Origin of the sequence: Homoserinimonas aerilata (assembly GCF_006716125.1) — a bacterium.
GTDB lineage: Bacteria > Actinomycetota > Actinomycetes > Actinomycetales > Microbacteriaceae > Homoserinimonas > Homoserinimonas aerilata.
Map to the genome: position 1 here is coordinate 1890959 of NZ_VFOM01000001.1, position 25393 is coordinate 1916351.

Below are 25393 nucleotides of genomic sequence, written 5' to 3' on the forward strand. Positions count from 1 at the left end.
CGAGGGTCAGCCGGCCAGGTAGGACTCGACCTTGACCTTGCCGCTGATGATGTCGGCCTTCAGCGTGTCGAGCTCGCCTGCGAGCTCGGGCTTGACCTTGCTGCTCCAGTCGTGGAAGTCGGCGATGCTGACTCCCTCGTTGTCGAGCGTGCCGACGTAGGCGGCGGTGTCGAACGTGCCCTTGCCTGCGGACAGAACGGCCTCGTAGGTGCTGATGTCCATGCCCTTGCGGATGGAGGTCAGCAGCAGGTCGGCGACCGTCGGGTCGGTGTCGAACACGTCGGCATCCGTTCCGATGAGCGCGATCTCACGACCGGAGTCGCGGATGGCGGCTGCGGCGCTCTGGTAGATCGGGCCACCGACGGGCAGCAGCACGTCGACGTTCTGATCGATGAGGCCCTGCGCGATGTTCTGCGCCTCGGTGCCGGCCGAGAATCCACCGGTGAACGAACCGTCCTGCTTGGCACGGTCCCAACCGAGAACCTGCACGGAGGCGCCCTTGGCCTCGTTGTAGTAGTCAACACCCTGGGCGAAGCCGTCCATGAAGATGCTCACGGTCGGGAAGTTCATTCCGCCGAAGGTGCCGACGATGCCGGTCTTCGTGGTGTCGGCTGCGGCGTAACCCGCCAGGAACGCAGCCTGAGCCGTGTCGTACAGCAGCGGCTTGATGTTCTCGGCGTCGGTCGTGCCGTCGAAGTCGGTGTCGGCCGCGTCATCGATGATCAGGTACTCGACATCAGCGTTCGCCTTGGCCGAGGCGACCGTGGCGTCGGCGAGGGCGAAGCCCACCGCGACGATGAGGTCGCAGCCCTGGTCGACGAGGCTCGTGACGTTGGGCTCGTAGTCGGTCTCGACGTCGGATTCGACCTTCTTGAACTCGACACCGAGCTCGTCGGCGGCCTTGACGAGGCCTTCGTAGCTGAGCTGGTTGAACGACTTGTCGTCGAATCCGCCGGCATCCGAAACGATGCAGGGCAGGAAGTCGATGGCTTCTGCGCCACCGTTGCCGCCGTCGGTTTCGGGAGCAGCTGCACAGCCGCTGAGCACGAGCACGCTCGTGCCGATGAGAGCGAGGCCGCCGAGGGTGGCCTTGCGGGAGATGGTTCTCAAGATGTCCTCCAAAACGGGCCCGGCCGAGCAGCCGGGGTCAGTGCGCACAACGTTACCCAAAGTTGCGGCCTCAGGCCCGCCACCACGGGCATCCGTCACCCAAGAGTTACCAATCCGCGACGAGCGTCCATCCCCCGGCCACCTCCTCGCAGTGCTCGCGAAACGTGCCTCAGCGCGGAGTCGACGCCGACTCGACCGTGAGCGCACCCGAGATGATGTCCGCGCGCAGCTGATCGATCTCCGCCTGCAGCGCATCCGGCACCATTCCTGCGCGGTCATGGAACGGCGCGATCTCGACGCCGCCGTTCTCGAGCGTGCCGATGAAGGGCTTGTTGTCGAAGTGGCCGTCGAGGTCGGCGCCGATGATCTCGACCACCGCATCCTGCGTGTTCTTCAGGATGCTCGTGAGCACCACGCTCCTGAAATCGGCGGGCAGCGTCTCGTAGCCGTCGTTGTCGACCCAGATGAGCGAGCCGGTGCCGCGCTCGAGGATCGCGGCCGCGGCCCCCTCGCCGACCTGGCCCGCGACGGGCAGGATGACGTCGGCGTTCTGGTCGAGGAGTCCCTCGGCCGTGTTCTTGCCGAGCGTCACGTTCTCGTAGTCGCCCGTGAACAGGCCGTCCTGCTTCTCCTTGTTCCAGCCGAGCACGCGCACCGCGGCGCCGTGCACCTCGTTGTAGTGGGCGACGCCGTCGACGAATCCGTCCATGAACAGGGTGACGGGCGGCTGCGGGTCGCCGCCGAAGGTGCCCACGACGCCGGTCTGGCTGACCCCGGCCGCCAGGTAGCCGGCCAGGAACGCCGCCTGCGCCGTGTCGAAGACGATCGGCTTGATGTTGTCGCCCTCGACGACCTCGTCGACGATCGCGAAGTGCAGCTCGGGGTTCGCGGCCGCCTCCTCCGAGGTCGCGTTCGCCAGCTCCCAGCCGACCGTGAGGATCAGCTGGCATCCGGTGCCGACGGCCTGCTCCACATTGGGGGCGAGGTCCGTCTCGTTGGTTGACACGATCGCGTCGACGCCGATGCCGTATTCGGCCTTCGCCGCCTTGAGTCCCTCCCAGCTGGACTGGTTGAAGGAGCGATCCTCGAGCCCGCCCGAGTTGGTGACCATCCGCGCGCAGTACTCGGGGGCGTCGCTGTCGGCACCGCGGTCGGGCGCTGGCGCGCATCCGGCGAGCAGAAGAACGGCGGATGCCACGACGACCGTGGCCCTGAAGAAGGCGCGATGACTCATGGTCGCGAGAGTAGCGCGACGTGCTGCGTCGTTCCAGTTCGTGTCACAACGATTGGGGAACGAGCCTCGGATGCTGCGGGCCGCCTACAGGACGTCGCCGCGCCCCGAGAGCTTGAGAGCGTCGACGACCGACTTGACCCGCTGCGCGTTCTGCGTCGTCGTGATCAGCAGCGCATCCGGAGTGTCGACGACGACGATGTCTTCGACGCCGATCAGCGTGATCAGCCGCCCGGAATGGCTCACGACGACACCGGTGGACGCGTCGGAGAGCACGCGCGGGTCGTCGCCGAGGATCGCCAGATTCTTCTTGCGACCGCCCGAATGCAGCTTGCCGATCGCCGCGAAGTCGCCCACGTCATCCCAGTCGAAGTCGCCGGGGATGACCGCGAGCCGCCCCGCCTGCGCTGCGGGCTCGGCGACCGTGTAGTCGATCGCGATCTTCTTGAGGCGAGGCCAGACGCGGTCGACGGTCGCCCCGCGCCGCTCCGTGTCCCACGCCTCAGCCAGCTCGAGCAACCCCTCGAGCAGCTCCGGCTCGTTGCGGCCCAGCTCCTCGAGCAGCACGTCGGCGCGCGAGATGAACATGCCGCCGTTCCAGAGGTAGTTGCCGTCGGCGAGATAACGCTTCGCGACCGCCAGGCTCGGCTTCTCGACGAAGCTGTCGACGGCGACGGCGCTCGGGGCGGCCTCGAGGCCCAGGGAGGCACCGCAGTGGATGTAGCCGAAACCGATCGCGGGCTCGGTCGGCGTAATACCGATGGTCGCGATGTATCCGGCATCCGCAGCCTCGACCGCCGCGACGACCGCTCGCCGGAAGCCGCGCGTGTCGGAGATGACGTGATCTGCGGCGAAGGAGCCGATGATCACGCCGGGCTCACGATGCTCCAGGATGGCCGCGGCCAGCCCGATCGCGGCAGTGGAGTCCTTCGGCTCGCTCTCCAGCACGACGTTGTGGTCGGCGAGTTCCGGCAGCTGCTCCTCGACCGCTGCACGGTGCGCCCGGCCGGTGACGACCATGATGCGCTGCTCGCCGGAGATGGGGCCGAGGCGATCCCAGGTTCCGCGCAGCAGGGTCTTGCCCGAGCCCGTCAGATCGTGCAGGAACTTCGGGGCGTTCGCCCGCGACAACGGCCATAGCCGCGAGCCGATGCCGCCGGCCGGGATGACGCTGTAGAACCGTTCGAGTGCGGGGGTTTCGCTCATGCGCACAACCCTATCCGCGGCGCCTGCGCGTATTCCTCCGCGGTTCGCCATCTGTCTCGACGTCGAGAGGGTTAGGCGAGCCTTAGCCGCAGCCGCTGCGCGACAGGAATAGGATGGATGCTGTTTGAGCGCACCACAATTCCGTGTCCTGTAGCGGGGCACATCATCGCAAGGAGGGTTGCTCGTGCCATCGAAGTCGGCGGGAGCCCTGGCCGAAGCCCAGCCAGAGGGCACGCCAGCGCACGGCAGTAAACCACGCGGCAAGATCACCGCACCAGCCGGAACCCTGTACCGGGGTCGCGAAGGAATGTGGTCGTGGGTGCTTCACCGCATCACGGGCGTCGGCATCTTCTTCTTCCTCCTCGTGCACATCCTCGACACCGCCCTCCTCCGGCTCAGCCCCGAGGCGTACAACGCGGTCATCGGCACCTACCAGACGCCCATCATGGGCATCGGCGAGGTCGGCCTGGTCGGCGCGATCGGATTCCACGCCCTCAACGGGCTGCGCATCATCCTGATCGACTTCTGGTCTGTCGGCACCAAGCATCACAAGCTGATGTTCTGGATCGTCATCGCGCTGTGGGTCGTGCTCATGCTCGGATTCACGCCGCGCCACCTCATGAATGTGTTCGGAGGCTGACCATGACCGTGACAATCGACAACCCTCGTGCCCCCCGCACCCTCCCCAAGCGCCGCGGCGTCAACTGGGAGAAGTGGGGCTGGATCTACATGCGCGTCAGCGGCATCGTGCTCGTCGTGCTGATCTTCGGCCACCTCTTCGTCAACCTCATGGTCGGCACGGGCGTTCACGCCATCGACTTCGCCTTCGTCGCCGGCAAGTGGGCCGACCCGTTCTGGATCGTGTGGGACACAGCGCTGCTGTGGCTCGCCCTCATCCACGGTGCCAACGGGATGCGCACCCTCATCAACGACTACGCGCGCGGGCCCGTCTTCCGCCGCATCCTCACCTGGTCCCTCCTCGGGGCCACCGTCGTACTCCTCATCCTGGGAACCCTTGTGATCTACACCTTCGAACCGTGCCCCGTCGGCGGACCTGCCGAACTCCTCCCCACCTTCTGCGGGGTGAGCAAGTGAGCAAGCGCACCATCGGCGGCTCGCTCTATGCGGATGCCCAGCCGGCAGTCGGTGAGACAGTCATCATCGACGGAGTCCACCATCACCAGCACGACGTCGTCATCGTCGGAGCCGGCGGAGCCGGTATGCGCGCCGCCATCGAAGCAGGCCCCAACGCGAGCACGGCCGTCATCTCCAAGCTGTACCCGACCCGCTCCCACACGGGTGCGGCGCAGGGCGGCATGGCCGCAGCCCTCGCGAACGTCGAAGAGGACAACTGGGAGTGGCACACCTTCGACACCGTCAAGGGCGGCGACTACCTCGTCGACCAGGATGCTGCCGAGATCCTCGCCAAAGAGGCCATCGACGCCGTCATCGACCTCGAGAACATGGGCCTGCCGTTCAACCGCACCCCCGAGGGCAAGATCGACCAGCGCCGCTTCGGCGGGCACACCCGCGACCACGGCAAGGCGCCCGTGCGCCGGGCCTGCTACGCGGCAGACCGCACCGGCCACATGATCCTGCAGACGCTGTACCAGAACTGCGTCAAGCACGGCATCAACTTCTTCAACGAGTTCTACGTGCTCGACCTCATCATGAGCGAGATCGACGGCAAGCAGACACCCGCCGGCGTCGTCGCATACGAGCTCGCGACCGGAGACCTGCACGTGTTCCGCGGCAAGGCCGTCATCTTCGCCACGGGTGGCTTCGGCAAGGTCTACAAGACCACGTCCAACGCCCACACCCTCACCGGCGACGGCGTCGGCATCATCTGGCGCAAGGGCCTGCCGCTCGAGGACATGGAGTTCTTCCAGTTCCACCCGACCGGACTGGCCGGCCTGGGCATCCTGCTCACCGAGGGAGCCCGCGGAGAGGGCGCCATCCTGCGCAACGCCTCAGGTGAGCGCTTCATGGAGCGCTACGCCCCCACCATCAAGGACCTCGCACCGCGCGACATCGTCTCGCGCTGCATGGTGCAGGAGGTCGCGGAAGGCCGCGGCGCCGGGCCGCACAAGGACTACGTCTACCTCGACTGCACCCACCTGGGTGCCGAGGTGCTCGAGACCAAGCTGCCCGACATCACCGAGTTCGCCCGCACCTACCTCGGCGTCGACCCCGTGTTCGAACCGGTTCCGGTCATGCCGACCGCGCACTACGCGATGGGTGGCATCCCCACCAACAACAACGCCGAAGTACTCAGCGACAACACCACCGTCGTGCCCGGCCTGTACGCCGCCGGCGAATGCGCCTGCGTCTCCGTGCACGGATCCAACCGCCTCGGCACCAACTCGCTGCTCGACATCAACGTCTTCGGCAAGCGTGCCGGCCGCAACGCGGTCGAGTACGTGAAGACAGCAGAGTTCGCGCCGCTGCCCGAAGACCCCACCGCCGAGATCCGCGGGCTCATCGACATGCTCCGCTCCTCCACCGGAACCGAGAGCATCGCCTCCATCCGCAAGGAGCTCCAGGAGGAGATGGACCGCAACGCGCAGGTCTTCCGCACCGACGAATCGCTCGCCAAGGTGACCGGCACCATCCACCGCCTGCGCGAGCGCTACAAGAACATCGCCGTGCAGGACAAGGGCAAGCGCTTCAACACAGACCTGCTCGAAGCGATCGAGCTCGGATTCCTGCTCGACCTCGCCGAGGTCGTCGTCTTCTCCGCACGCAACCGCAAGGAGAGCCGCGGCGGACACATGCGCGACGACTACCCGGACCGCGACGACGCAACCTACATGAAGCACACCATGGCGTACCTGACGGGCGACCCCCACTCAGCCGACGCCGCAGACCACATCAAGCTCGACTGGAAGCCCGTCGTCATCACGAACTACCAGCCCATGGAGAGGAAGTACTGATGTCCACGGCAACGCTCGACGCGCCCGCCCCCACCCCGGAGGCGCCCATCCAGTCATTCACCGTCACGTTCATCATCCGCCGGTTCGACCCCGAGGTCGACGCCGAGCCGCGCTGGCAGGACTTCGACGTGGAGATGTACCCGACCGACCGAGTGCTCGACGCGCTCCACAAGGTCAAGTGGGAGCAGGACGGCTCGCTCACGTTCCGTCGCTCGTGCGCGCACGGCATCTGCGGTTCGGATGCCATGCGCATCAACGGACGCAACCGCCTCGCCTGCAAGACGCTGATCAAGGACCTCGACATCTCGAAGCCCATCTACGTCGAAGCCATCAAGGGCCTGCCGCTGGAGAAGGACCTCATCGTCGACATGGAGCCGTTCTTCGACTCCTTCAAAGACGTGCAGCCGTTCCTCATCGCCAACAGCAAGCCCGAGAAGGGCAAGGAGCGCACCCAGTCCATCGCCGAGCGCGCCCGCTTCGACGACACGACCAAGTGCATCCTGTGCGCCGCCTGCACCTCCTCGTGCCCCGTGTTCTGGACCGACGGCCAGTACTTCGGCCCGGCCGCGATCGTCAACGCGCACCGCTTCATCTTCGACTCGCGCGACGAAGGCTCGGAGACACGCCTCGACATCCTCAACGACAAAGAAGGGGTGTGGCGCTGCCGCACCACCTTCAACTGCACCGAGGCATGCCCGCGCGGCATCCAGGTGACCCAGGCCATCGCCGAGGTCAAGCAGGCCATCATGCGCGGCAAGGCGTAACAGCACCTTTACCTGCCGGTCGAGGTGGTGCGGTCTATCGCGCCAGTCTCGAGACCTGCCCCGGGGTAGCTCGTGGGCGGGTTTCGAGACTGCTTCGTACCTCAGCACCTCAACCAGCGGTATTGGCTAGAGCACGATCCCTCAACCAGCGGTAATTAGCCAGCGGTATTGGCGATGGCTGCCGTGAGCGGGGCGAAGAGCGGATGCTCCGGGCTGAGACCGCAGACCTCGCGCACGAAGTCATCAGCCGAGAGGGCCCCGAGCTTCTGCTGCAGCTCCACGCTCTGCTCATCGTCGGGAACGTCGAAACGAAGCGCCGTGACGACCGCATCGATGAGCGCGACGGGCGTCGTGCCGCGCTCCGCCAGCTCCGCGGCCGGGCCGATGAAACGCTCGTGGCGGCTCAGTTTGCGCAGCGGCTGCCTGCCCACCCGGTCGACCGTGTCGGGAAGGTGCGGGTTCGCGAAGCGCACCAGGATCTTCTCGATGTAGGCCTGCTGGGCGGCAGCGTCGAGGCCGTGCTTGTCCACGAGGAGCTGCTTCGTCTCGTCGAGCACGGCGCGAACGGCCAGCTCCACTTCTGGGCGACCCAGAGCATCCGATATCGCATGGGCACCCGCAGAGAAGCCGTAGTAGGCGATCGTGGCATGCCCCGTGTTGACGGTGAAGAGCTTGCGCTCGATGTAGGGGGCCAGGTCGTCGACGAAGGTCGCGCCCGGGATGACGGGCTCGGTGCCGCCGAAGGGCGTGCGGTCGATGGCCCACTCGTAGTACGTCTCGACGGTGACGTCGAGGCCGGCGCCTGCGGCCTGCGCTGGCACGATGCGGTCGACGGCCGTGTTCGCGAAGACGGCACGGTTCAGGGCCGCCTGGCCCTCGGCATCCGTCATCAGCTTCTCGACCTCGGCCCGCAGGATGTCGGTCGCGTTGATGGCGTTCTCGCACGCCATGACGGCGAGCGGCGGGGCGTCATCGCCGCGAGCGCGCAGGCCGTCGGCGATCGCGGGCGCCACAAAACGAAGGATGTTCGGGCCGACAGCGGTCGTCACGAGCTCCGCAGAGGCGATCTCGGCGACGATCTCCTTCATCTTCTGCGTGCTGTCGAAGGCGCGGAAGTTCGACACCTCGTGATCGCGCGCGCCCTCCCCCACCTCGTGCACCGTGAAGGTGTCTGCGGCGTCGAGGGCGGCGATCAGCTCGGCGTTGACATCCGAGTAGACCACCTCGTAGTCGGCCTCGTGCAGCAGCAGTCCGACGAAGCCGCGACCGATGTTGCCTGCACCGAAGTGCACCGCCTTCATCAGGCGTTCACCTCGGACAGGATGTCGAGGATCTCCTCCGCGCTGGCCGCCTTGAGAAGCGCATCGACCTCATCCTCATCGGAGAAGACGATGGCGATCTTGGAGAGGATGTCGAGGTGCTGGTTCTCGATGCCGGCGATGCCGACAACGAAATGCACCGGGTTGCCATCCCAGTCGATGGGCTGGCTGTACCGCACGAACGAGAGCGCAGAGCTGAGGATCGCCTCCTTGCTCTCGTTCGTGCCATGCGGGATGGCCAGGAAGTTCCCCATGTAGGTCGAGACCGATTCTTCGCGTTCCAGCATCGCCGGAAGGTAGGCGGCGGTGACCGCCCCGGCCTCCATCAGGATGCTGTGCGCCTCGCGCATCGCCTCCGTCTTGGTGGTCGCCTCGCCTTCCGTGCGAATCTGGCTGAGCTGCAGAACCTGTGCCGTCATGGGGAACTCCCTGTCTCGTCGGTTACTGTGCGACTACTCGCTGGCCTGCTGGTTCAGCAGGTCGACGACCTCGTCGTACTTCGGGCTGTTCATGAAGTTGTCGACCGACACGTGGACCGCGCCGGGCGTCTTCTGCTTCGCACGGTCGGTGAGGTCCTGGTGAGTGATCACGAGGTCCTCACTGCCGTCCAGGTTGGCGATCGCCTTGTTGGTGACCGTCACTCCGTCAATTCCAGCCTTCTTGACCTTGTTGCGCAAGACTGATGCGCCCATCGCGCTCGATCCCATGCCGGCGTCGCAGGCGAAGACGACATTCTGGATCTTCGTCTGCGTGGCGGTCGCGGATGCCCCGCCCAGGTTGCCGAGGACGCTGGAGCTCTTGCCCTTGTTGGCCTCGGTCGCGGCGACAGCCGCCCCCAGGTCGCCGGCGCCACCGGCGGCGAGGTCGCGCTTGCGGCTGGCCAGCAGGATCACTGCGGCGATCGCGAATGACACCGCTGCGGCGAGGATCACCGAGAGGATCACCCCGAGGTAGCTGCCCTTCTCCGTCATGGCGAGCACCGCGAAGATGCTTCCCGGGGAGGCAGGGGCGATCAGGCCCGACTGGAAGATCACATTGGTGAGCACTCCGGTCATGCCGCCACCGATGACCGAGAGAACCAGCAGCGGCTTCATGAGCACGTACGGGAAGTAGATCTCGTGGATTCCACCGAGGAACTGGATGATCACTGCGCCGGGGGCGCTCGTGCGGGCCGCCCCAACGCCGAAGAACATGAAGGCGAGCAGCAGACCAAGACCGGGGCCGGGGTTCGCCTCGACGAGGAACAGCAGCGATTTGCCCGTCTCCGTGGCCTGCGCCGTGCCGACCGGCGTGAACACGCCGTGGTTGATGGCGTTGTTGAGGAACAGGACCTTGCCGGGCTCCACGAAGATCGACAACAGCGGCAGCAGGCCGAGGTTGACCAGCCAGTCGACGACCGCCTCGAGCGCGCTGCTCAGCCCCGTCACGAGTGGCGCGATTCCGAAGAATGCACCGACCGCGAGGATCGCACCGAGGATCCCCGCCGAGAAGTTGTCGACGAGCATCTCGAAGCCGGCCTTGATCTTGCCAGCCCACAGCTTGTCGACCTGCTTCATGATCCAGGCCGAGAGCGGCCCGACGATCATCGCACCCAGGAACATGGGGATGTCGGTGCCGACGATGACGCCCATGGTGGCGATCGTCGCGACGACGCCTCCGCGGGTGTCATAGATCATCCGGCCGCCCATGTTCGCTATGAGAAGCGGGAGGAGGAAGGTGATCATCGGCCCGACAAGAGTCGCCAGGGTCTCGTTGGGGGTCCAGCCCGTGGGGATGAAGAGGGCCGTGATGAGGCCCCAGGCGATGAATGCTGCGATGTTCGGCATGATCATTCCGCTGAGGAATGTGCCGAATCTCTGCACACCCACGCGGGCGCCACCGGCGGCGCGGGTTGCGGTTGACTCCGTCGTCATGAGTTCTTCCTTTTCTCCTGGTTCATTGGTGGTGGTGTTCGGTGATGATGTGAGTCGGGTTGTCGGTTTCGAGACGCTCCTACGTCGCTCCTCAACCAACGGGGCCCGCCTCGGCCGCTTCTCTTGCGGCTGTGGCGGTCGGCGCGGCCAGGGCGGCCGCGGCGAGTCTCTCGGCATCCGCGCGCGTGTGGCGGGCCAGCTCGGCCCGCACTTCGGCGAATGCGGCGGGCGTCATCGACAGCGATGTCGCCCCCAGTCCTACGAGCACGACGGCGAGCAGCGGGTCGGCTGCGGCCTCGCCGCAGACGCCGACGGGCGTCGAGTTGCTGCGCCCGGCGTCGCCGAGCATCTTGACGAGCCTGAGCACGGCAGGATGCCACGGGTCCTGATATGCGGCGACGCTTCCGAGCATCCGGTCGGCCGCCATCGTGTACTGGGTGAGGTCGTTGGTGCCGATGCTGACGAAGTCGGCCGAGCCGACCACCTGATCGGCCATGAGCGCGAGCGAGGGGATCTCGGCCATGACTCCGGCGACGCGGATGCCCAGCTCCTTGGCGAGGGTGACGAAATAGTCGGTCTCCTCGACGTCGGCGACCATGGGTGCCATCACCCACAGCTCGGCCTCCGTCGCGGCCTGCGCTCCGGCGAGCGCCGTCAGCTGGCCGCGCAGGATCTCCTCGTTGGCGCGGAGGGCGCGAAGGCCGCGAAGGCCGAGCGCCGGGTTCTCCTCCTCGGCGTCGTTGAGGAAGCTCAGGGGCTTGTCGGCTCCGGCGTCGAGGCAGCGCACGACGACCTTCTTGCCGGGGAACGCGGCCAGCACGGCCGTGTAGTCGGCCTGCTGCTGCTCGACGGTGGGCGCCGTCTTCGAGTCGAGGAACAGGAACTCCGTGCGGAACAGCCCGACACCTTCGGCTCCCAGCGCGACGGCCGCCGCGGCATCCTTGGGGCTGCCCAGGTTGGCGAGCAGCGGCACCTTCTCGCCGTCGGCGAGCGCCCCGTCGGTGATGGGCGCGTTGACGATGGCCTTGAGCTCTGCCGTGCGGGTCTCGGCCGCGGCCAGCTCGCCGGTGCTCGGGTCGACCGTCACCGTTCCGGCGCCCGCGTCGACGATGACGACATCGCCGTCGGCCAGTTCGTCGGCGCCCGTGACGCCGACGATCGCGGTGATCGACTTGGAGCGGGCCAGGATCGCGGTGTGCGAGGTCGGGCCGCCGTCACGGGTGACGAGCGCGACGACCTTGTCGAGATCGAGCAGGGCCGTGTCTGCGGGGGCGAGGTCGTGGGCGACGAGCACGAAGGGAGCGTCGGATGTCGGCACGCCGGGCGCGGGCACGCCGCGGAGTTTCGCGATGATGCGCTGCGACACATCGCCGAGGTCCGCAGCCCGCTCGGCCATGTAGCCGCCCATGTCGGTGAGCATCTGCTGGAAGGAGGCGAAGGCCTCGAACACGGCCCGCTCGCCCGTGCTGCCCGACTCGATGCGGGCGGTGACGTCGTCGACGAGACCGGGGTCCTGCGCCATCATGGCCTGCGCGTCGAGCACGGCCTGAGCTTCACCGCCGGCCTGCCGCCCGCGGGCGGCGAGCTCTGCGGCGACCTCTTTCAGCGCTGCCGTGACGGCGTCGCGCTCGACCTGGGCATCCGTGGTCCGCGGCGTCGTGGCCGGCTCGGGCAGAGGGTCTGGCATGCGCAGGACCGGCCCGGATGCAACGCCTCGACCCACTCCGATTCCCCGAAGTTCTCGCATTACAGGACTCCTTCATCGTGCTCACGAGCAATGATCTGCCCCTGAGAGTACTCCCAAGTCGGTTGACAAACAAACAAATTCAAAGATAAAACTAATCAAGCAGACATTTGTTTGTGATGTTTTACCGAGACTATAGCGACAGCGAGGTCAGCGATGTACGCACCTGAGCGACACCAGGCCATCCTCGAACAGGCCAGAGCCAACGGGCGGGTCGAGGTACGCGAACTCGCAGAACTGCTCGCCGTGACCCCCGAGACCATTCGCCGGGACCTCACCAGCCTCGAACGGCGCGGGCTCGTTCGGCGCGCGCACGGCGGCGCCATCCCGGTGGAACGCAGCGTCGTCGGCTCCGCCGTCTCCGACCGCCACGAGATCCTCGTCGCAGAGAAGATGGCCATCGCCACCGCCGCCCTCGAAGAGCTGCCCGACGGCGGATCCGTCATCATCGACGCCGGCACCACCACCATCAAGCTGGCCGAACTGCTGCCCGTCGACCGCCGGCTCACCGTCGTCACCCACTCGCTGCCCGTCGCCATGGCACTCGCCGACCGGGACAACATCGAACTGCATGTGCTCGGGGGCCTCGTGCGCTCCTCGTCGCGGGCATCCGTCGGCACCTGGACCCACCAGATGGTCAGCATGGTCAACGTCGACATCGCATTCCTCAGCATCAACGGCATCACGCCGGAGCGCGGCCTCACGACCGTCAACATCGCCGAAGCTGCCGTCAAATCTGCCATCATCAAGGCATCCCGCCGCAGTATCGTGCTCGCCGACCACAGCAAGTTCGGCCGCGAGGAGTTCGGCCGCGTCGCACCACTGGCCGCCATCGACACGATCATCACCGACATCGGCGTCAACCACGAACTCGTGCTCGAAGTCGAGGCCGCAGGGCCCGAAGTAGTCATCGCAGGCTCCGCAGGGCAGCCCGCAGTAGCATGAACCCCAACGACCGGGAGGAACACCACCATGTCTGAAACCCAGCGCACCGTCACCTTTGGCTCGACCGTCGGGCTCCACGCCCGGCCCGCGTCGACCATCGCCAAAGCCGCAGCCGACAGCGGCCACGCCGTCACCCTCGAAGCCGCCAACGGCAAGAAGGCGAACGCGGCCAGCGTGCTGCTGCTGCTCGCCATGGGCGTCAACCACGGTGACGAGCTCCTCCTCACCGTCGACGGCGACGACGCGGATGCCACGGCAGACGCCCTCGCGGCGCTCATCGGCTCTGAACTCGACGCCGACTGACGCGGCACATCCTCCCCTCCACGATGCCCGCATAGGGTGGAGACGTGGCGACGATCAAAGACCTCTTCGCGAAAGTCATGGCGTCACGGCCTGTCAGGGTCTTGCAGCATTACTCTGCCAGCCGCGGCCCCATCCTCTCGGCGGGCCTCTCCTATCAGGCGATCTTCGCCGTATTCGCCGCCATCTGGGTCGGCTTCTCTGTCGCCGGCCTCGTTCTGCAGGCGAACGTCGAGCTGCGTGACGCCTTCCTGACGCTTCTGAACAGTTCCGTTCCCGGACTCATCGCCTCAGACGGCGGCGAGGGCATCATCGACCCCGAGCAGCTGCTCGAATCGCAGGCGCTCACCTGGTCGGGCATCATCGCCCTGGGCGGCCTGCTGTTCACCGCGCTCGGCTGGCTCGCATCCTGCCGCGACGCGGTGCGCACCATCTTCGGGCTGCCCGGGGAGCTCACCAACTTCGTACTGCTGAAGCTTAAGGACATCGGCCTCGGCCTCGCGTTCGGCGTCGCGCTGCTCCTGTCATCCGCGCTGCTCGTGTTCAGCACGCAGGCGCTGGGTGCGGCCATGGACTTCGTGGGCCTCGACCGCGACTCCGCGGCGAGTCTCCTCGTCGGCCGCGTCGTCGGCCTCGCACTCATGTTCGCGCTCGACACGGTGGTGCTCGCGGCGCTGTTCCGCGCCCTCTCGGGCCTGACCATTCCGCTCCGCCGGCTCCTCGTCGGCGCGCTGCTCGGCGCGGCCGGCCTCGGCCTGCTCAAGGTGCTCGGCACCGCACTCCTCGGCGGCGCGACGAGGAACCCGCTGCTGGCATCCTTCGCCGTGATCCTCGGCCTGCTCATCTGGTTCAACCTCATCTGCCAGGTCATCCTCGTCGCCGCATCCTGGATCTCCGTCGGCATGTCCGACGTCGGCCTCATCGCCGACCCCAGGGTCGAGCAGGCCCGCCGCGAGAAGGAACAGCGCGCCGCTGAGCAGGAAGCGGCCATCCGCGAGGAGGCCGCGAAGCGCGCCGCCGCAGTCAAGCGTGAACGTCGCTGGGGATGGCTGAAACGGATGTTCGGCCACGGCGACAAGACGAGTGCCGACGATGCGAAAACGGCCGGGCGCGATGTCGGCGACCGTCGCTAGGCTTGCCGCATGGCCAAACCGCTTCGCATCGCATCCATCAACACCAATGGCATCCGCGCCGCCTACCGCAAGGGCATGGGCGACTGGCTTGCCGCGCGCGACATCGACATCCTCGCGATCCAGGAGGTGCGCGCCTCCACCGACGATGTGGTCGGGCTGCTCGGTGACGAGTGGGATGTGCTGCACGACGCGGCCACCGCGAAGGGCCGCGCCGGGGTCGCGCTCGCCTCACGCAGCAAGGCGTCGATCCACAGGGTCGAGCTCGGCGACGTCGAGTTCGACAGCGCCGGCCGCTGGCTCGAGGCCGACTTCGAGGTGGGCGACCAGATCGTCACCGTCGTCAGCACCTATGTGCACTCCGGCGAGGTCGACACCCCCAAGCAGGTCGAGAAGTACAAATTTCTGGATGCGATGACGCAGCGCCTGCCCGAGCTCGCCGAGCACTCGAAATACGCGGTCGTGCTGGGCGACCTCAACGTCGGCCACACGAAGCTCGACATCAAGAACTGGCGCGGCAACGTCAAGAAGGCCGGGTTCCTACCGCAGGAGCGCGCCTATTTCGACGGCTTCATGGGGGCAGCCGGCGAGGCCATCGAATGCCAGGACGGCACGACACGCACCGGCCTCGGCTGGGTCGACGTGGGCCGCCGCTTCGCGGGCGATGTCGAAGGGCCATACAGCTGGTGGTCGAACAGGGGCCAGGCCTTCGACAACGACACCGGATGGCGCATCGACTACCACCTGGTCACGCCCGCGCTCGCAGACAAGGTCGTCGACTACAAGGTCGACCGCTACCCGTCCTACGACGCGCGCTGGTCAGACCACGCGCCCGTCGTCGTCGACTACGCGCTCTGACCGTCCCGCCGTCTCTCACACGGCCGAAACCCTGAAAGAATTGGGGACATGACCTCGAAGCCCCGCCTCTTCTCCGGCATGCAGCCATCCGCCCAGTCCCTCCACATCGGGAACTACGTCGGCGCGCTGCAGCAGTGGCGGGACATGCAGGACGCCTACGACGCCTTCTTCTGCGTCGTCGACCTGCACGCGATCACCGTGCCGCAGGACCCGGCCGCGCTGCGCGAGCAGACCCGACGCACCGCCGCCCAGTACATCGCCGCCGGAATCGACCCCGCCAAGTCGACGCTCTACGTGCAGTCGCACGTGCCCGCGCACTCGCAGCTTGCATGGGTGCTGAACACCATCACCGGCTTCGGCGAGGCGAGCCGCATGACCCAGTTCAAAGACAAATCGAGCAGGTACGGCGCCGACGCGACCACGCTGGGGCTCTTCGCCTACCCGACGCTCATGGCGGCAGACATCCTGCTGTACGGCGCGGAGGCGGTTCCCGTCGGCGACGACCAGAAGCAGCACGTCGAGCTGACCCGTGACCTCGCGAACCGCTTCAACTCGCGCTTCGGCGAAACCTTCGTGGTGCCCGAACCGATCATCCTCACAGAGACGGCGCGCATCTACGACCTGCAGAACCCCGAATCGAAGATGAGCAAATCGGCCGCCTCCGAGAACGGCGTCGTCTGGCTGCTCGACGAGCCCGCCAAGACGGCCAAGAAGTTCAAAACCGCGGTGACGGATGCTGAGCGCGAGATCCGCTTCGATCGCGGCGCGAAACCCGGCGTCTCCAACCTGCTCACCATCCTGTCGTCGTTCACCGGAACAGCCATGCCCGCACTCGAAGAGCAATACGTCGGCCGCGGCTACGGAGACCTCAAGAAAGACGTCGCCGACGCCGTCGTCGCCGCCTTCGAACCGGTGCGCGCCCGCGCCCTCGAACTACTCGACGACCCCGCCGAACTCGACCGCGTGCTCGCCGCCAACGCCGACCGCGCCGCCGAAGTCGCCGACGTCACCCTCAAGGCCGTCTACGACCGCATCGGCCTGCTGCCGCGCGGATGACATCGCAGCAATGAAGCCGTTCACGCTGCAGACGCACCGCCTGCTGCTCGACCAGCCCACAGCATCCGATGCCGAACTGATGGCCGAATACTGCAACGACCCGCTGTTCGAACACCTCATGGAGACGCCCTGGCCGTACGCGCGCCGGGACGCCGAATGGTTCATCGGCGAACACGTGCCCGCCGGCTGGGAGACAGACCGCGAGTACACCTGGGCACTGCGCGCAGCCGGGGGCACGCCGCTTCTGGGCGTGATCGGAATGCGCGCGCACGAGGCACCCGGCGAGTGGGACGTCGGCTACTGGCTGGGTGGCCCCCACCGCGGCAGCGGGCTCATGACCGAAGCGCTGCGCGCCGTAGGCGACTGGGCGTTCGACAACGGAGTGACCCGGATGCTGTGGCGCTGCGTCGCAGGAAACCACGCGTCGGCGACGGTCGCGCGCAAGGCGGGCTTCCGCTTCACAGGGGCCGAGACGGGCGCGCACACGGCACGCGACGGCAGCCCGCAGGAGAACTGGCACGGCGAACTGCTCGCCGGAGAAGACCACGGCCCGAAGCCCGGCTGGCCGTAGGGAAAGCGGATCCGGGGATGCTCGCGGGTGAGGTTTCGAGACACTCGCTAGCGCTCGCTCCTCAACCAGCGAGCAACTCAACCGGCGAGTCACTCACTCGAGTACGGCAAAGGGATGCTCGCGCACTCCAGGAAGAGCCGAATGGCGTACTTGACAGGTGGGGGCGGGAATACGAGAGGCACTCGAGTACGGCAAAGGGATGCTCGCGCACTCCAGGAAGAGCCGAATGGCGTACCCGACAGGTGGGGGCGGGAATACGGGCGGTGGGGGCGCGTTGAGTAGACTGTTGAGAAGAACGTGCTCCGGGGTCGGTGAAAATCCGAACCGGCGGTTATAGTCCGCGACCCGCAGATCTACCAGGATGAAACATCCGGGCAGTGAAGCGGTTGAACCGGTGGAATTCCGGTACCGACGGTAATGGGAATGCGAAAGCTGTTCCCTCAGTCCGGATGAGAGGAAGCACAGGAGGTTCGCGCGAGCGAACCCCGTCGTCGCCGACGACGAACCCCCGGGGCCCGTGATGGAGAAGACCACACGAGGACCGGATGACCGACACGGCGAACACCGCAGGCGACACGATCGCCTCCGCGATGAGGCACGCCCTGTCACTCGCCGCCCACGGCCCCGCCTGGGGCGTGAACCCGCAGGTCGGCTGCGTCATCCTCGACTCCGACGGCAACAGGATCGCGGAGGGCTGGCACCGCGGCACGGGCACCGCCCATGCTGAGGTCGACGCGCTGGGCAGTCTGCAGCCCGGCCAGGCGCGCGGCGCGACCGCCGTCGTCACCCTCGAGCCCTGCAATCACACCGGCCGCACGGGCCCCTGCTCGGAGGCGCTCATCGCCGCGGGCGTGACGCGGGTCGTGTATGCGGTGGGCGACCCGGGCGCCGAATCCGGCGGGGGTGCCGCGAGGCTGCGGGAGGCGGGCATCGCCGTGACCGGCGGGGTTCTCGCGCCTGAGGCGGAGGAGGCCATGCATCCGTGGCTCACGACGGTGCGCAACGGCAGACCCTATGTGACCGTGAAGTGGGCGTCGAGCCTCGACGGTCGCGCGAGCGCCGCCGACGGCACCAGCCAGTGGATCACGGGCGCCGCCGCCCGGCAGCGCGTGCACGAGCAGCGTGCGGCCAGCGACGCGATCGCGGTCGGCACGGGCACGGTGCTCAGCGACGACCCGGCGCTGACGGCACGCGGCGACGGCGGCGAGCTGATGCCGCACCAGCCTGTTCCGGTGGTCATCGGCACACGACGGATTCCGGCGGATGCGCGGGTGCTGCAGCATCCGCAGCCGGCGATTGTGACGCACAGCCGCGACCTGAACGCCGTGCTTTCGGGGCTGTTCGCCCGCGGCATCCGCAGCCTGTATGTGGAGGGCGGGCCGACGCTCGCGAGCGCGTTCATCGCGGCAGGGCTGGTCGATGAGTACGCGATCTTTCAAGGGGCGGTGCTGCTCGGCGGCGGTCGCCCCGCAGTGACAGGCATCGGCGTCGGCACGATCGGCGAGGCCCGGCGACTGCGAGTGCATGACGTAGAGGTGCTGGGCGAGGATGTGCTGATCGTGGCACGAGAACGAGACGAGGACTAGTGTTCACCGGAATCATCGAAGAGCTCGGCGAGGTTCTCGCCTGGGACAGAACGGCCGACGCCGCCCGCATCACGGTGCGCGGCCCGCTCGCCGTGAGTGACGCCGCGCACGGCGACTCCATCTCGGTGAGCGGCGTGTGCCTCACCGTCGTAGAGCAGGGCGACGACTGGTTCACCGCCGATGTGATGGCGCAGACCATCGCCGTGAGCGCGCTGCGCGACCCGGCACCCGGCAGCCGCGTCAACCTCGAGAGGGCCGCCCGCGTGGGCGACCGGCTCGGCGGTCACATCGTGCAGGGCCACATCGATGGAACGGCCACACTCCTGACGGTGACCGAGGGCGAGGCGTGGCGCGTACTGCGCTTCAGCCTCGCCGCCGATGTCGCCGCCCTCGTCGTCGACAAGGGCTCGATCGCGGTCGACGGCATCTCGCTCACCGTCAGCGCTGTCGGCGACGACTGGTTCGAGGTGTCGCTCATCCCCGAGACCCTCACCGCGACGACCCTCGGCGAGCGCACCGTCGGCGATCTCGTCAACATCGAGACCGACATCCTGGCCCGCCATGTGCAGCGGATGCTTCGGCTCGGCCAGTACGAAGCCGCATCACCCACGACCACACCTTCACCAGCCACAACAACAGTGGGGAGCCACTCATGAGCCTCGCCGACATCCCCGCCGCCCTCGCAGAGTTGCGCGCGGGCCGACCCATCATCGTCGTCGACGACGAGGGGCGCGAGAACGAGGGCGACGTCATCCTCGCCGCATCGCTGGCGACCCCCGAGTGGCTCGGCTGGATGGTGCGCCACACCTCCGGCTATGTGTGCGCACCCATGCCCGCGCCTGTCGCCGACCGGCTCGATCTGCCCGTCATGGTGCCCGACAGCCAGGATGTTCGGGGCACCGCGTACACGGTGTCGGTCGACGCCGCAGAAGGGGTGACGACCGGCATCAGCGCATCCGATCGTGCCCACACGCTGCGCGCGCTGGCCAACCCCGCCTCGACGCCGGCGAGCCTCGTTCGGCCCGGACACGTTCTGCCGCTCCGCGCCGTGCCCGGAGGGGTGCGGCAGAGGGCGGGCCACACGGAGGCGACCGTCGAGCTGCTCACACTGGCCGGCCTGCCGCCGGTGGGCGCGATCGCCGAGATCGTGGAGGACAGCGGCGAGATGATGCGGCTGCCCGGCCTGATCGCGCTCGGCGATGAGCACGGGGTGGTGGTCATCACCATCGCCGACCTCATCGTCTATCTCGACGCACTCGACGACGACGCCAAGCCCGTACCGAGCGATGCCGTCGCGGAGACCTCTCGCGTCATCTTCGAGGTCGAGACGGAGCTGCCGACCCTGTTCGGCACATTCACCGTGCGGGCCTACCGCGATCGCATGACCGGGGCCGACCATGTGGCGATCCTGTCGGGCGAACCACACGAGGGGATGCTGCTGCGCATGCACTCCGAGTGCCTCACCGGCGAGGTCTTCGGCTCGCTCAAATGCGAGTGCGGCCCGCAGCTGGAGTCGGCGCTGCAGGCCATCCAGTGTGATGGCGGCGCCGTCATCTACATGCGCGGGCATGAGGGGCGCGGCATCGGCCTCATCAACAAGCTGAAGGCATACCGTCTGCAGGAGGACGGCCTCGACACGGTCGACGCGAACACCGCGCTCGGGCTGCCCGCCGACGGCCGCGACTACGGGGCGGCCGTCGCCATCCTCGACCAGCTGGGGGTGCGCACCGTGCGACTCATCACCAACAACCCCGACAAGATCAAGCAGCTCACCGATCGCGGCGTGACCGTGACCGAGCAGGTGCCGATCGTCGTCGGAGTCGGCGACGCCAACGAGGGTTACCTCGAGACCAAGCGCGACCGGATGGGGCACATCCTGCCCCAGCACCTCGCGCACACGGATGTGACCATCGACGAGGCCGAGCAGGCCCGTCAGAGCCAGAAGGAGCAGGCACTGTGAGCGGAGCAGGAGCACCCACCATCAGCACCGACGGGACCGGCCTGAAGGTCACCATCGTGGCGGGCCGGTGGCACGAGGAGATCACGGCCGGGCTGCTGGCCGGCGCGCGACGCGTGCTCGCCGCATCCGGGGCATCCGTCTCCGAGGTGCACGTGCCGGGCAGCTTCGAGTTGCCCGTCGTCGCCAAGGCGGCGCTCGACGGCGGTGCGGATGCTGTGGTCGCGCTGGGCGTGATCATCCGCGGAGGAACACCCCACTTCGAGTACGTGTCGGCTGCGGCCACCGACGGCCTCACCCGGGTCGCCCTCGACACGGGCAAGCCCGTCGGCTTCGGCCTGCTCACCCTCGATGACGAGCAGCAGGGGCTCGACCGGGCCGGCCTGCCCGGCTCGAAGGAGGACAAGGGAGCGGAGGCTGCGGAGGCGGCGTTGGCCACCGCGAGGGTGCTCGGGGAGCTGCGCCGGGCGTAGGATTGTTCGGTTATCCGCCGCCAGCGAAAGCCGATCCATGACCTCCCCCGCTCCAGCATCCGCACCATCCGCATCCGCGCCCGCCAATCCGCGCTCGCGGGTCATCCTGGCCAGCCTCGTCGGCACGACGATCGAGTTCTACGACTTCTACGTGTATGCGACGGCGGCGGTGCTGGTGTTCCCGCACCTGTTCTTCCCGACGGGCAATGAGACGACGGCGCTGCTGTCGTCGTTCGCGATCTTCGGCGCCGCCATGGTGGCACGCCCGGTCGGTGCCGTGTTCTTCGGCCACCTCGGCGACAAGGTGGGCCGCAAGACCACGCTCGTCGCGGCGCTCCTGACGATGGGAATCGCGACATTCCTCATCGGCGTGCTGCCCACCTACGCGGTCGTCGGCTGGTTCGCCCCGCTGCTGCTGGTCATCCTGCGCCTCGCCCAGGGCTTCGCGCTCGGCGGCGAGTGGAGCGGCGCCGCGCTCGTGGCGACCGAGAATGCGCCGGCAGGCAAGCGCGCCTGGTACGGCACCTTCCCGCAGCTGGGCGCCCCGATCGGCTTCATCATCGCGAACGGGCTGTTCCTGCTGATCGCCGTCGCGCTCCCCTCCGATGACCCGTCGATGCCGTCGGAGGCGTTCCTCAGCTGGGGTTGGCGCATCCCGTTCCTGTTCTCGGCCGTCATGGTCATCGTCGGCCTGTGGGTGCGTCTGCGCCTCGTCGAGAGCACCGCATTCTCGAAGACGGTGAGCACCGGCCGGGTCGTCAAGCTGCCGCTCGGCACGGTCATCCGCGGCCACTGGCGTGAGCTCGTGCTGGGCACCTTCTTCATGCTCGCCACCTATGTGCTGTTCTACCTGATGACGACGTTCTCGCTCAGCTACGGCCGCGCGCCCGTCTCGCCGGAGAGCCCTACGCAGCTGCCCGGCCTCGGCTACGGCTACAACGACTTCGTGCTCATGATGATCGTGGGCGTCGTCTTCTTCGGCATCTTCACGCTGCTGTCCGGGCCGTGGGCCGACAGGTTCGGTCGCCGCAGGACGCTCATCTGGGTGACCCTGGCGATCATCGTGTTCGGGCTGCTGTGGGTGCCGCTGCTCGGCTCCGGCTTCGTGGGCGTCATGGCGTGGCTCATCGTGGGCTTCACGCTGATGGGCATCACGTTCGGGCCGATGGGCGCGCTGCTGCCCGAGCTGTTCCCGACGAATGTGCGCTACACGGGCTCGGGTGTCTCGTACAACGTCAGCTCGATCCTGGGCGCCGCGGTCGCCCCGTTCATCGCCGTCTGGCTGTGGACGCTCGCCGACGGCAGCCCCTTCCTCGTGGGCATCTACCTCTCGGCGATGGCGGTGTTGACCCTCATCGCCCTGCTCCTCGGCAAGGAGACGAAGGACATCGACATCGACCGCTGATGCCGACCGTCAGGGAGTCACGGGCGTCAGGCGCGGGATGACCATCGGCGAACCGGATTCCGGGTCACGGATGATCGCACACGGCAGCCCGAAGACGTCCTCGACGAGATCGGCCGTGAGTGTGGCGGCCGGCTCGCCCTGGGCGACGATCGTGCCCTCCTTCATGACGACCAGGTTGGTGGCGTAGCGCGCCGCCTGGTTCAGGTCATGGAGCACGGCCACGAGCGTGCGGCCCTCGCCGTGCAGCCGGGCGCACAACTGCAGCACCTCGTACTGGTGGGCGATGTCGAGAAAGGTGGTCGGCTCGTCGAGCAGCATCAGCTCGGTGCGCTGCGCGAGCACCATCGCGATCCACGCCTTCTGCCGCTGGCCGCCCGACAGTTCGGACATGTACCGCTCGCCGAGTTCCTCGATGCCGGTCGAGGCGAGTGCGGCGTTCACCGCATCCGAATCTTCGACGGACCACTGCCGGAAGATGCCCTGGTGTGGGTAGCGACCACGGCCCACCAGATCGCGCACGGTGATGCCGTCGGGCGCGATGGGGCTCTGCGGCAGCATCGCGAGGCGCCGCGCGACAGCCTTGCTGCGCATGCCGTCGATGGGTGAACCCTCCAGCAGCACGGAACCCGCCACAGGCTTGAGAGTGCGCGACAGGGCCTTCAGGAGGGTCGACTTGCCGCAACCGTTCGGGCCGACGATGATCGTGAAGCCGCCGCGCGGCACCTCGATGTCGAGGCCGTCGACGATCGTGCGGCCGTCGTAGGCGAGGGTGAGGCCGCTCGCGGCGAGGGGCGAGACGTGCGAATCCTCCATCAGAGGGTTCCCTTCTTCCATTCCAGGACGAGCAGCCAGCCCAGGTAGATCCCGCCGATTGCGGCCGTCATGATGCCGACAGGCAGCTGCACACCGATCGGCAGCTGCTGCGTGAGCAGATCGGCGAGCACGAGCAGCACGGCGCCCAGAGCGGCGGAGGCCACCAGATTCGGGCCGGCCGCGCGGGTGAGGCGGCGGGCGATCTGCGGCGCCGTCAACGCGATGAACGCGACAGGCCCCACGACACTCACCGCGGCCGTGCACAGGGCGATCGACGCGAGCACCGCCCAGCTGCGCGCCTGCGTCGACCGCGCGCCCAGGGCATCCGCCAGCTCGTCGCCCATCTCGAGCAGCTGCAGTCTGCGGCTCAGCAGCAGCGTCAGAGGGAGAAGCACCGCGATAGCGACCCAGATGATCGCGGCATGATCCCAGGAACGCGACTGGAGGCTGCCGTTGAGATACGTGGCCAGAATGGTGGCCGCCTCGACGCGAGCCTGCGTCAGCGCGTACTGCACGAACGCGAGCGACATCGCCGCGACGCCGATTCCGACGATCAGCATGCGCGACGGCGACGCAAAACCCCTGCCGCTGCCCAGCCACACCAGACCAACAGCCACGAGAGCGCCGAGGAGCGCGCCGAGCGGAACCGGCAGGACGCCCGGCCAGACCAGCGCGACGGCGGCGGCACCCGCAGAGGCACCCCCCGTGAGGCCGATCACGTCGGGGCTGCCGAGCGGGTTGCGCGTCACCGTCTGCAGCAGCGCGCCCGCGACACCGAACGCCGCACCCGCGGCGATGCCCACGAACAGGCGCGGACCGCGCAGCACCCCGTAGACGATCGTCTCGCGCCCCTCCCCCGCGCCGAACATCACCGGCAGGAGGCGGGCGGGCGCAATGCCCGTGGTACCGAGCGTGAGCGCCAGAACGCCCACCACGACGACCGCGAGCAGCGCCGCAGTGACCACGACGACGCTGCGCCGCCGCACCCGCATGCTCAGCCGGGAACCTGATCTCAGCACTGTCGCGGTCATGCGGCCCCCCGCATCCGGCGCACGACAAGCAGCAGCATGGGCCCGCCCACGAATGCGGTCACGACGCCCACCATGAGTTCGTTGGGGCTCACGATGACACGGCCCACGAGGTCGGCGGCGAGCAGAAGTGCGGGGCCGAGCACGATGCATCCGGGGATCAGCCAGCGGTGATCGTTGCCGGTGAACGCCCGCACGATGTGCGGAACGGCGAGCCCCACGAACGCGATCGGGCCGACCCCGGCCGTCGCCGCGGCGGCAAGCACCGTCGTCGCAAGGGCGCCCAGGATGCGGGTGCGGCCGACACTGCTGCCCAGCGCCCGGGCCGTGTCCTCGCCGAGCGCGAGAGCGTTGAGGGGCGAGGCGATGCCCAGCGACAGCACGAGGCCGAGCACGATGAACGGCAGGATGTCGAAGATCAGCTGCGGGTCACGGCCCGCGAGAGAGCCCACCACCCAGAAACGGTAGGCGTTGAACACCTCGGGCAGGCTGAGTGCGAGCGCCTGGATGTAGGTCGCGACGACAGCCGACACCACGACGCCCGCGAGCACCAGCCGAACGGGGGTGGCGCGGCCGCCCGCCGACCCGAGCACGTACACGACCAGCACCGCGATGAACGCCCCGGGGAGCGCAACCCACACGCTGCCGACGCCCGCGCCGACACCGAAGAAGGCGATGCCCGTGACGACCGCCGCAGCCGCGCCCACATTGACGCCGAGGATGCCCGGATCGGCCAGCACATTGCGCGTCACGCCCTGCATGACAGCGCCGGCGACGGCGAGCGCCGCGCCCACCAGCAGGCCGAGGATCGTGCGCGGCACACGGCTCGCGATGACCGTGTCGGAGTAGCTGCCGGTGGGGGCGAAGAGGGCAGTCCAGACCTCGGGCAGCGGAATGTACTTGGTGCCGACGGCCAGACTGAGGAGGCCGATGAGCACGAGCACTGCGAACGCGAGAACGAAGCCGAGAAGCCTGCGGCGAGCGCGCCGACGGGGGCCGAGGCTTGTCGCTCCGGCCCCCGTTCGGGCTGCTGTCGTCGTCACGTCTCTCG

General features: G+C 67.9%; 25 protein-coding genes and 1 riboswitch. Of the genes, 15 read left to right on the forward strand and 10 right to left on the reverse strand.

Translation table 11 applies throughout. The features are described from left to right. Nucleotides 1-6: 6 nt before the first annotated feature. From FB562_RS08860 to FB562_RS08870, 3 genes are all read right to left on the reverse strand, one after another. Nucleotides 7-1110, reverse strand: a complete 1104-nt coding sequence (locus tag FB562_RS08860) for a BMP family lipoprotein (RefSeq protein ID WP_221625371.1) — start codon at nucleotides 1108-1110, stop codon at nucleotides 7-9. Between the two features lie 169 nt (nucleotides 1111-1279). Next, on the reverse strand, nucleotides 1280-2344 hold the full coding sequence (locus tag FB562_RS08865) for a BMP family lipoprotein (RefSeq protein ID WP_141880775.1): 1065 nt from the start codon (nucleotides 2342-2344) through the stop codon (nucleotides 1280-1282). An 84-nt stretch (nucleotides 2345-2428) separates the two neighbouring features. Further along, nucleotides 2429-3547, reverse strand: coding sequence for a mannose-1-phosphate guanylyltransferase (locus tag FB562_RS08870; RefSeq protein ID WP_141880776.1), 1119 nt, complete (start codon nucleotides 3545-3547; stop codon nucleotides 2429-2431). A 265-nt stretch (nucleotides 3548-3812) separates the two neighbouring features. On the opposite strand from FB562_RS08870, the gene sdhC reads away from it, so the two are divergent. From sdhC to FB562_RS08890, 4 genes are read left to right on the forward strand one after another with little or no spacing between them, the layout of a single operon-like run. Next, nucleotides 3813-4187, forward strand: a complete 375-nt coding sequence (sdhC, locus tag FB562_RS08875; RefSeq protein ID WP_281284320.1) for a succinate dehydrogenase, cytochrome b556 subunit — start codon at nucleotides 3813-3815, stop codon at nucleotides 4185-4187. A 2-nt stretch (nucleotides 4188-4189) separates the two neighbouring features. After that, the gene (locus FB562_RS08880; protein ID WP_141880778.1) at nucleotides 4190-4642 is read left to right on the forward strand and encodes a succinate dehydrogenase hydrophobic membrane anchor subunit; all 453 of its coding nucleotides are present in this window, start codon (nucleotides 4190-4192) and stop codon (nucleotides 4640-4642) included. Nucleotides 4643-4653: 11 nt separating this feature from the next. Continuing rightward, on the forward strand, nucleotides 4654-6480 hold the full coding sequence (gene sdhA, locus FB562_RS08885) for a succinate dehydrogenase flavoprotein subunit (RefSeq protein ID WP_141881168.1): 1827 nt from the start codon (nucleotides 4654-4656) through the stop codon (nucleotides 6478-6480). After that, a complete protein-coding gene (locus tag FB562_RS08890; RefSeq protein ID WP_141880779.1) occupies nucleotides 6480-7244 on the forward strand; it encodes a succinate dehydrogenase iron-sulfur subunit in 765 nt (254 codons plus the stop codon). The genes sdhA and FB562_RS08890 overlap by 1 nt, the downstream gene beginning before the upstream one ends. A 155-nt stretch (nucleotides 7245-7399) precedes the next feature. On the opposite strand, the gene FB562_RS08895 is transcribed toward FB562_RS08890, so the two are convergent. From FB562_RS08895 to ptsP, 4 genes are all read right to left on the reverse strand, one after another. Then, nucleotides 7400-8545, reverse strand: a complete 1146-nt coding sequence (locus tag FB562_RS08895) for a mannitol-1-phosphate 5-dehydrogenase (protein ID WP_141880780.1) — start codon at nucleotides 8543-8545, stop codon at nucleotides 7400-7402. Beyond that, nucleotides 8545-8982, reverse strand: a complete 438-nt coding sequence (locus tag FB562_RS13810; protein WP_141880781.1) for a PTS mannitol transporter subunit IIA — start codon at nucleotides 8980-8982, stop codon at nucleotides 8545-8547. Before FB562_RS13810 ends, FB562_RS08895 begins: the two co-directional genes overlap by 1 nt. Before the next feature lie 33 nt (nucleotides 8983-9015). Continuing rightward, on the reverse strand, nucleotides 9016-10476 hold the full coding sequence (locus tag FB562_RS08905; RefSeq protein ID WP_141880782.1) for a PTS mannitol transporter subunit IIBC: 1461 nt from the start codon (nucleotides 10474-10476) through the stop codon (nucleotides 9016-9018). A 91-nt stretch (nucleotides 10477-10567) separates the two neighbouring features. Further along, nucleotides 10568-12223, reverse strand: coding sequence for a phosphoenolpyruvate--protein phosphotransferase (gene ptsP / locus FB562_RS08910; protein WP_141880783.1), 1656 nt, complete (start codon nucleotides 12221-12223; stop codon nucleotides 10568-10570). 153 nt (nucleotides 12224-12376) lie between these two features. On the opposite strand from ptsP, the gene FB562_RS08915 reads away from it, so the two are divergent. From FB562_RS08915 to FB562_RS08965, 11 genes are all read left to right on the forward strand, one after another. Next, nucleotides 12377-13165 carry a DeoR/GlpR family DNA-binding transcription regulator gene (locus FB562_RS08915; RefSeq protein WP_141880784.1) on the forward strand — a complete coding sequence of 263 codons (789 nt, stop codon included), beginning with the start codon at nucleotides 12377-12379 and terminating at the stop codon, nucleotides 13163-13165. Nucleotides 13166-13192: 27 nt separating this feature from the next. Then, on the forward strand, nucleotides 13193-13468 hold the full coding sequence (locus FB562_RS08920; protein WP_141880785.1) for an HPr family phosphocarrier protein: 276 nt from the start codon (nucleotides 13193-13195) through the stop codon (nucleotides 13466-13468). Between the two features lie 44 nt (nucleotides 13469-13512). After that, nucleotides 13513-14598, forward strand: a complete 1086-nt coding sequence (locus FB562_RS08925; protein ID WP_246081409.1) for a YihY/virulence factor BrkB family protein — start codon at nucleotides 13513-13515, stop codon at nucleotides 14596-14598. A 9-nt stretch (nucleotides 14599-14607) separates the two neighbouring features. After that, nucleotides 14608-15453: an exodeoxyribonuclease III gene (locus FB562_RS08930; RefSeq protein ID WP_141880786.1), complete on the forward strand. Its 846-nt coding sequence runs from the start codon at nucleotides 14608-14610 to the stop codon at nucleotides 15451-15453. Between the two features lie 48 nt (nucleotides 15454-15501). Continuing rightward, nucleotides 15502-16509 (forward strand): tryptophan--tRNA ligase, encoded by a 1008-nt coding sequence (gene trpS / locus FB562_RS08935; RefSeq protein ID WP_141880787.1) that lies wholly within the window; start codon nucleotides 15502-15504, stop codon nucleotides 16507-16509. Between the two features lie 10 nt (nucleotides 16510-16519). Then, nucleotides 16520-17080 carry a GNAT family N-acetyltransferase gene (locus FB562_RS08940; RefSeq protein WP_141880788.1) on the forward strand — a complete coding sequence of 187 codons (561 nt, stop codon included), beginning with the start codon at nucleotides 16520-16522 and terminating at the stop codon, nucleotides 17078-17080. A 295-nt stretch (nucleotides 17081-17375) separates the two neighbouring features. Continuing rightward, nucleotides 17376-17545, forward strand: a riboswitch (FMN riboswitch). Nucleotides 17546-17625: 80 nt separating this feature from the next. Then, a complete protein-coding gene (gene ribD, locus FB562_RS08945; protein ID WP_246081410.1) occupies nucleotides 17626-18666 on the forward strand; it encodes a bifunctional diaminohydroxyphosphoribosylaminopyrimidine deaminase/5-amino-6-(5-phosphoribosylamino)uracil reductase RibD in 1041 nt (346 codons plus the stop codon). Next, nucleotides 18666-19322 carry a riboflavin synthase gene (locus FB562_RS08950; RefSeq protein WP_141880789.1) on the forward strand — a complete coding sequence of 219 codons (657 nt, stop codon included), beginning with the start codon at nucleotides 18666-18668 and terminating at the stop codon, nucleotides 19320-19322. Before ribD ends, FB562_RS08950 begins: the two co-directional genes overlap by 1 nt. Beyond that, complete coding sequence (gene ribA, locus FB562_RS08955) at nucleotides 19319-20626, forward strand: GTP cyclohydrolase II (protein ID WP_141880790.1); 1308 nt, start codon at nucleotides 19319-19321, stop codon at nucleotides 20624-20626. The genes FB562_RS08950 and ribA overlap by 4 nt, the downstream gene beginning before the upstream one ends. Then, nucleotides 20623-21096 (forward strand): 6,7-dimethyl-8-ribityllumazine synthase, encoded by a 474-nt coding sequence (gene ribH / locus FB562_RS08960; protein ID WP_141880791.1) that lies wholly within the window; start codon nucleotides 20623-20625, stop codon nucleotides 21094-21096. The genes ribA and ribH overlap by 4 nt, the downstream gene beginning before the upstream one ends. Nucleotides 21097-21133: 37 nt before the next feature. Next, nucleotides 21134-22501, forward strand: coding sequence for an MFS transporter (locus tag FB562_RS08965; RefSeq protein WP_141880792.1), 1368 nt, complete (start codon nucleotides 21134-21136; stop codon nucleotides 22499-22501). Nucleotides 22502-22510: 9 nt separating this feature from the next. Here the strand turns inward: FB562_RS08965 and FB562_RS08970 are convergent, their stop codons facing one another. From FB562_RS08970 to FB562_RS08980, 3 genes are read right to left on the reverse strand one after another with little or no spacing between them, the layout of a single operon-like run. Next, nucleotides 22511-23314: an ABC transporter ATP-binding protein gene (locus tag FB562_RS08970; RefSeq protein ID WP_246081411.1), complete on the reverse strand. Its 804-nt coding sequence runs from the start codon at nucleotides 23312-23314 to the stop codon at nucleotides 22511-22513. Continuing rightward, the gene (locus FB562_RS08975; RefSeq protein WP_141880794.1) at nucleotides 23314-24345 is read right to left on the reverse strand and encodes a FecCD family ABC transporter permease; all 1032 of its coding nucleotides are present in this window, start codon (nucleotides 24343-24345) and stop codon (nucleotides 23314-23316) included. The genes FB562_RS08970 and FB562_RS08975 overlap by 1 nt, the downstream gene beginning before the upstream one ends. Further along, entirely contained in the window at nucleotides 24342-25385 is a 1044-nt protein-coding gene (locus FB562_RS08980) for a FecCD family ABC transporter permease (RefSeq protein ID WP_141880795.1), read from the reverse strand. Before FB562_RS08980 ends, FB562_RS08975 begins: the two co-directional genes overlap by 4 nt. Between the last annotated feature and the right edge of the window lie 8 nt (nucleotides 25386-25393).

Excerpts from the sequence above, each read along its gene's own strand:
- FB562_RS08940 (WP_141880788.1), top strand. The coding sequence starts at position 16,520 with ATGAAGCCGTTCACGCTGCAGACGCACCGCCTGCTGCTCGACCAGCCC.
- ptsP (WP_141880783.1), bottom strand. The coding sequence starts at position 12,223 with ATGCGAGAACTTCGGGGAATCGGAGTGGGTCGAGGCGTTGCATCCGGG.
- FB562_RS08870 (WP_141880776.1), bottom strand. The coding sequence starts at position 3,547 with ATGAGCGAAACCCCCGCACTCGAACGGTTCTACAGCGTCATCCCGGCC.
- trpS (WP_141880787.1), top strand. The coding sequence starts at position 15,502 with ATGACCTCGAAGCCCCGCCTCTTCTCCGGCATGCAGCCATCCGCCCAG.
- FB562_RS08970 (WP_246081411.1), bottom strand. The coding sequence starts at position 23,314 with ATGGAGGATTCGCACGTCTCGCCCCTCGCCGCGAGCGGCCTCACCCTC.
- ribA (WP_141880790.1), top strand. The coding sequence starts at position 19,319 with ATGAGCCTCGCCGACATCCCCGCCGCCCTCGCAGAGTTGCGCGCGGGC.
- FB562_RS08965 (WP_141880792.1), top strand. The coding sequence starts at position 21,134 with ATGACCTCCCCCGCTCCAGCATCCGCACCATCCGCATCCGCGCCCGCC.
- FB562_RS08915 (WP_141880784.1), top strand. The coding sequence starts at position 12,377 with ATGTACGCACCTGAGCGACACCAGGCCATCCTCGAACAGGCCAGAGCC.
- FB562_RS08920 (WP_141880785.1), top strand. The coding sequence starts at position 13,193 with ATGTCTGAAACCCAGCGCACCGTCACCTTTGGCTCGACCGTCGGGCTC.
- FB562_RS08930 (WP_141880786.1), top strand. The coding sequence starts at position 14,608 with ATGGCCAAACCGCTTCGCATCGCATCCATCAACACCAATGGCATCCGC.
- FB562_RS08890 (WP_141880779.1), top strand. The coding sequence starts at position 6,480 with ATGTCCACGGCAACGCTCGACGCGCCCGCCCCCACCCCGGAGGCGCCC.
- ribD (WP_246081410.1), top strand. The coding sequence starts at position 17,626 with ATGACCGACACGGCGAACACCGCAGGCGACACGATCGCCTCCGCGATG.
- FB562_RS08880 (WP_141880778.1), top strand. The coding sequence starts at position 4,190 with ATGACCGTGACAATCGACAACCCTCGTGCCCCCCGCACCCTCCCCAAG.
- FB562_RS08975 (WP_141880794.1), bottom strand. The coding sequence starts at position 24,345 with ATGACCGCGACAGTGCTGAGATCAGGTTCCCGGCTGAGCATGCGGGTG.
- FB562_RS08895 (WP_141880780.1), bottom strand. The coding sequence starts at position 8,545 with ATGAAGGCGGTGCACTTCGGTGCAGGCAACATCGGTCGCGGCTTCGTC.
- FB562_RS08865 (WP_141880775.1), bottom strand. The coding sequence starts at position 2,344 with ATGAGTCATCGCGCCTTCTTCAGGGCCACGGTCGTCGTGGCATCCGCC.
- FB562_RS13810 (WP_141880781.1), bottom strand. The coding sequence starts at position 8,982 with ATGACGGCACAGGTTCTGCAGCTCAGCCAGATTCGCACGGAAGGCGAG.
- FB562_RS08905 (WP_141880782.1), bottom strand. The coding sequence starts at position 10,476 with ATGACGACGGAGTCAACCGCAACCCGCGCCGCCGGTGGCGCCCGCGTG.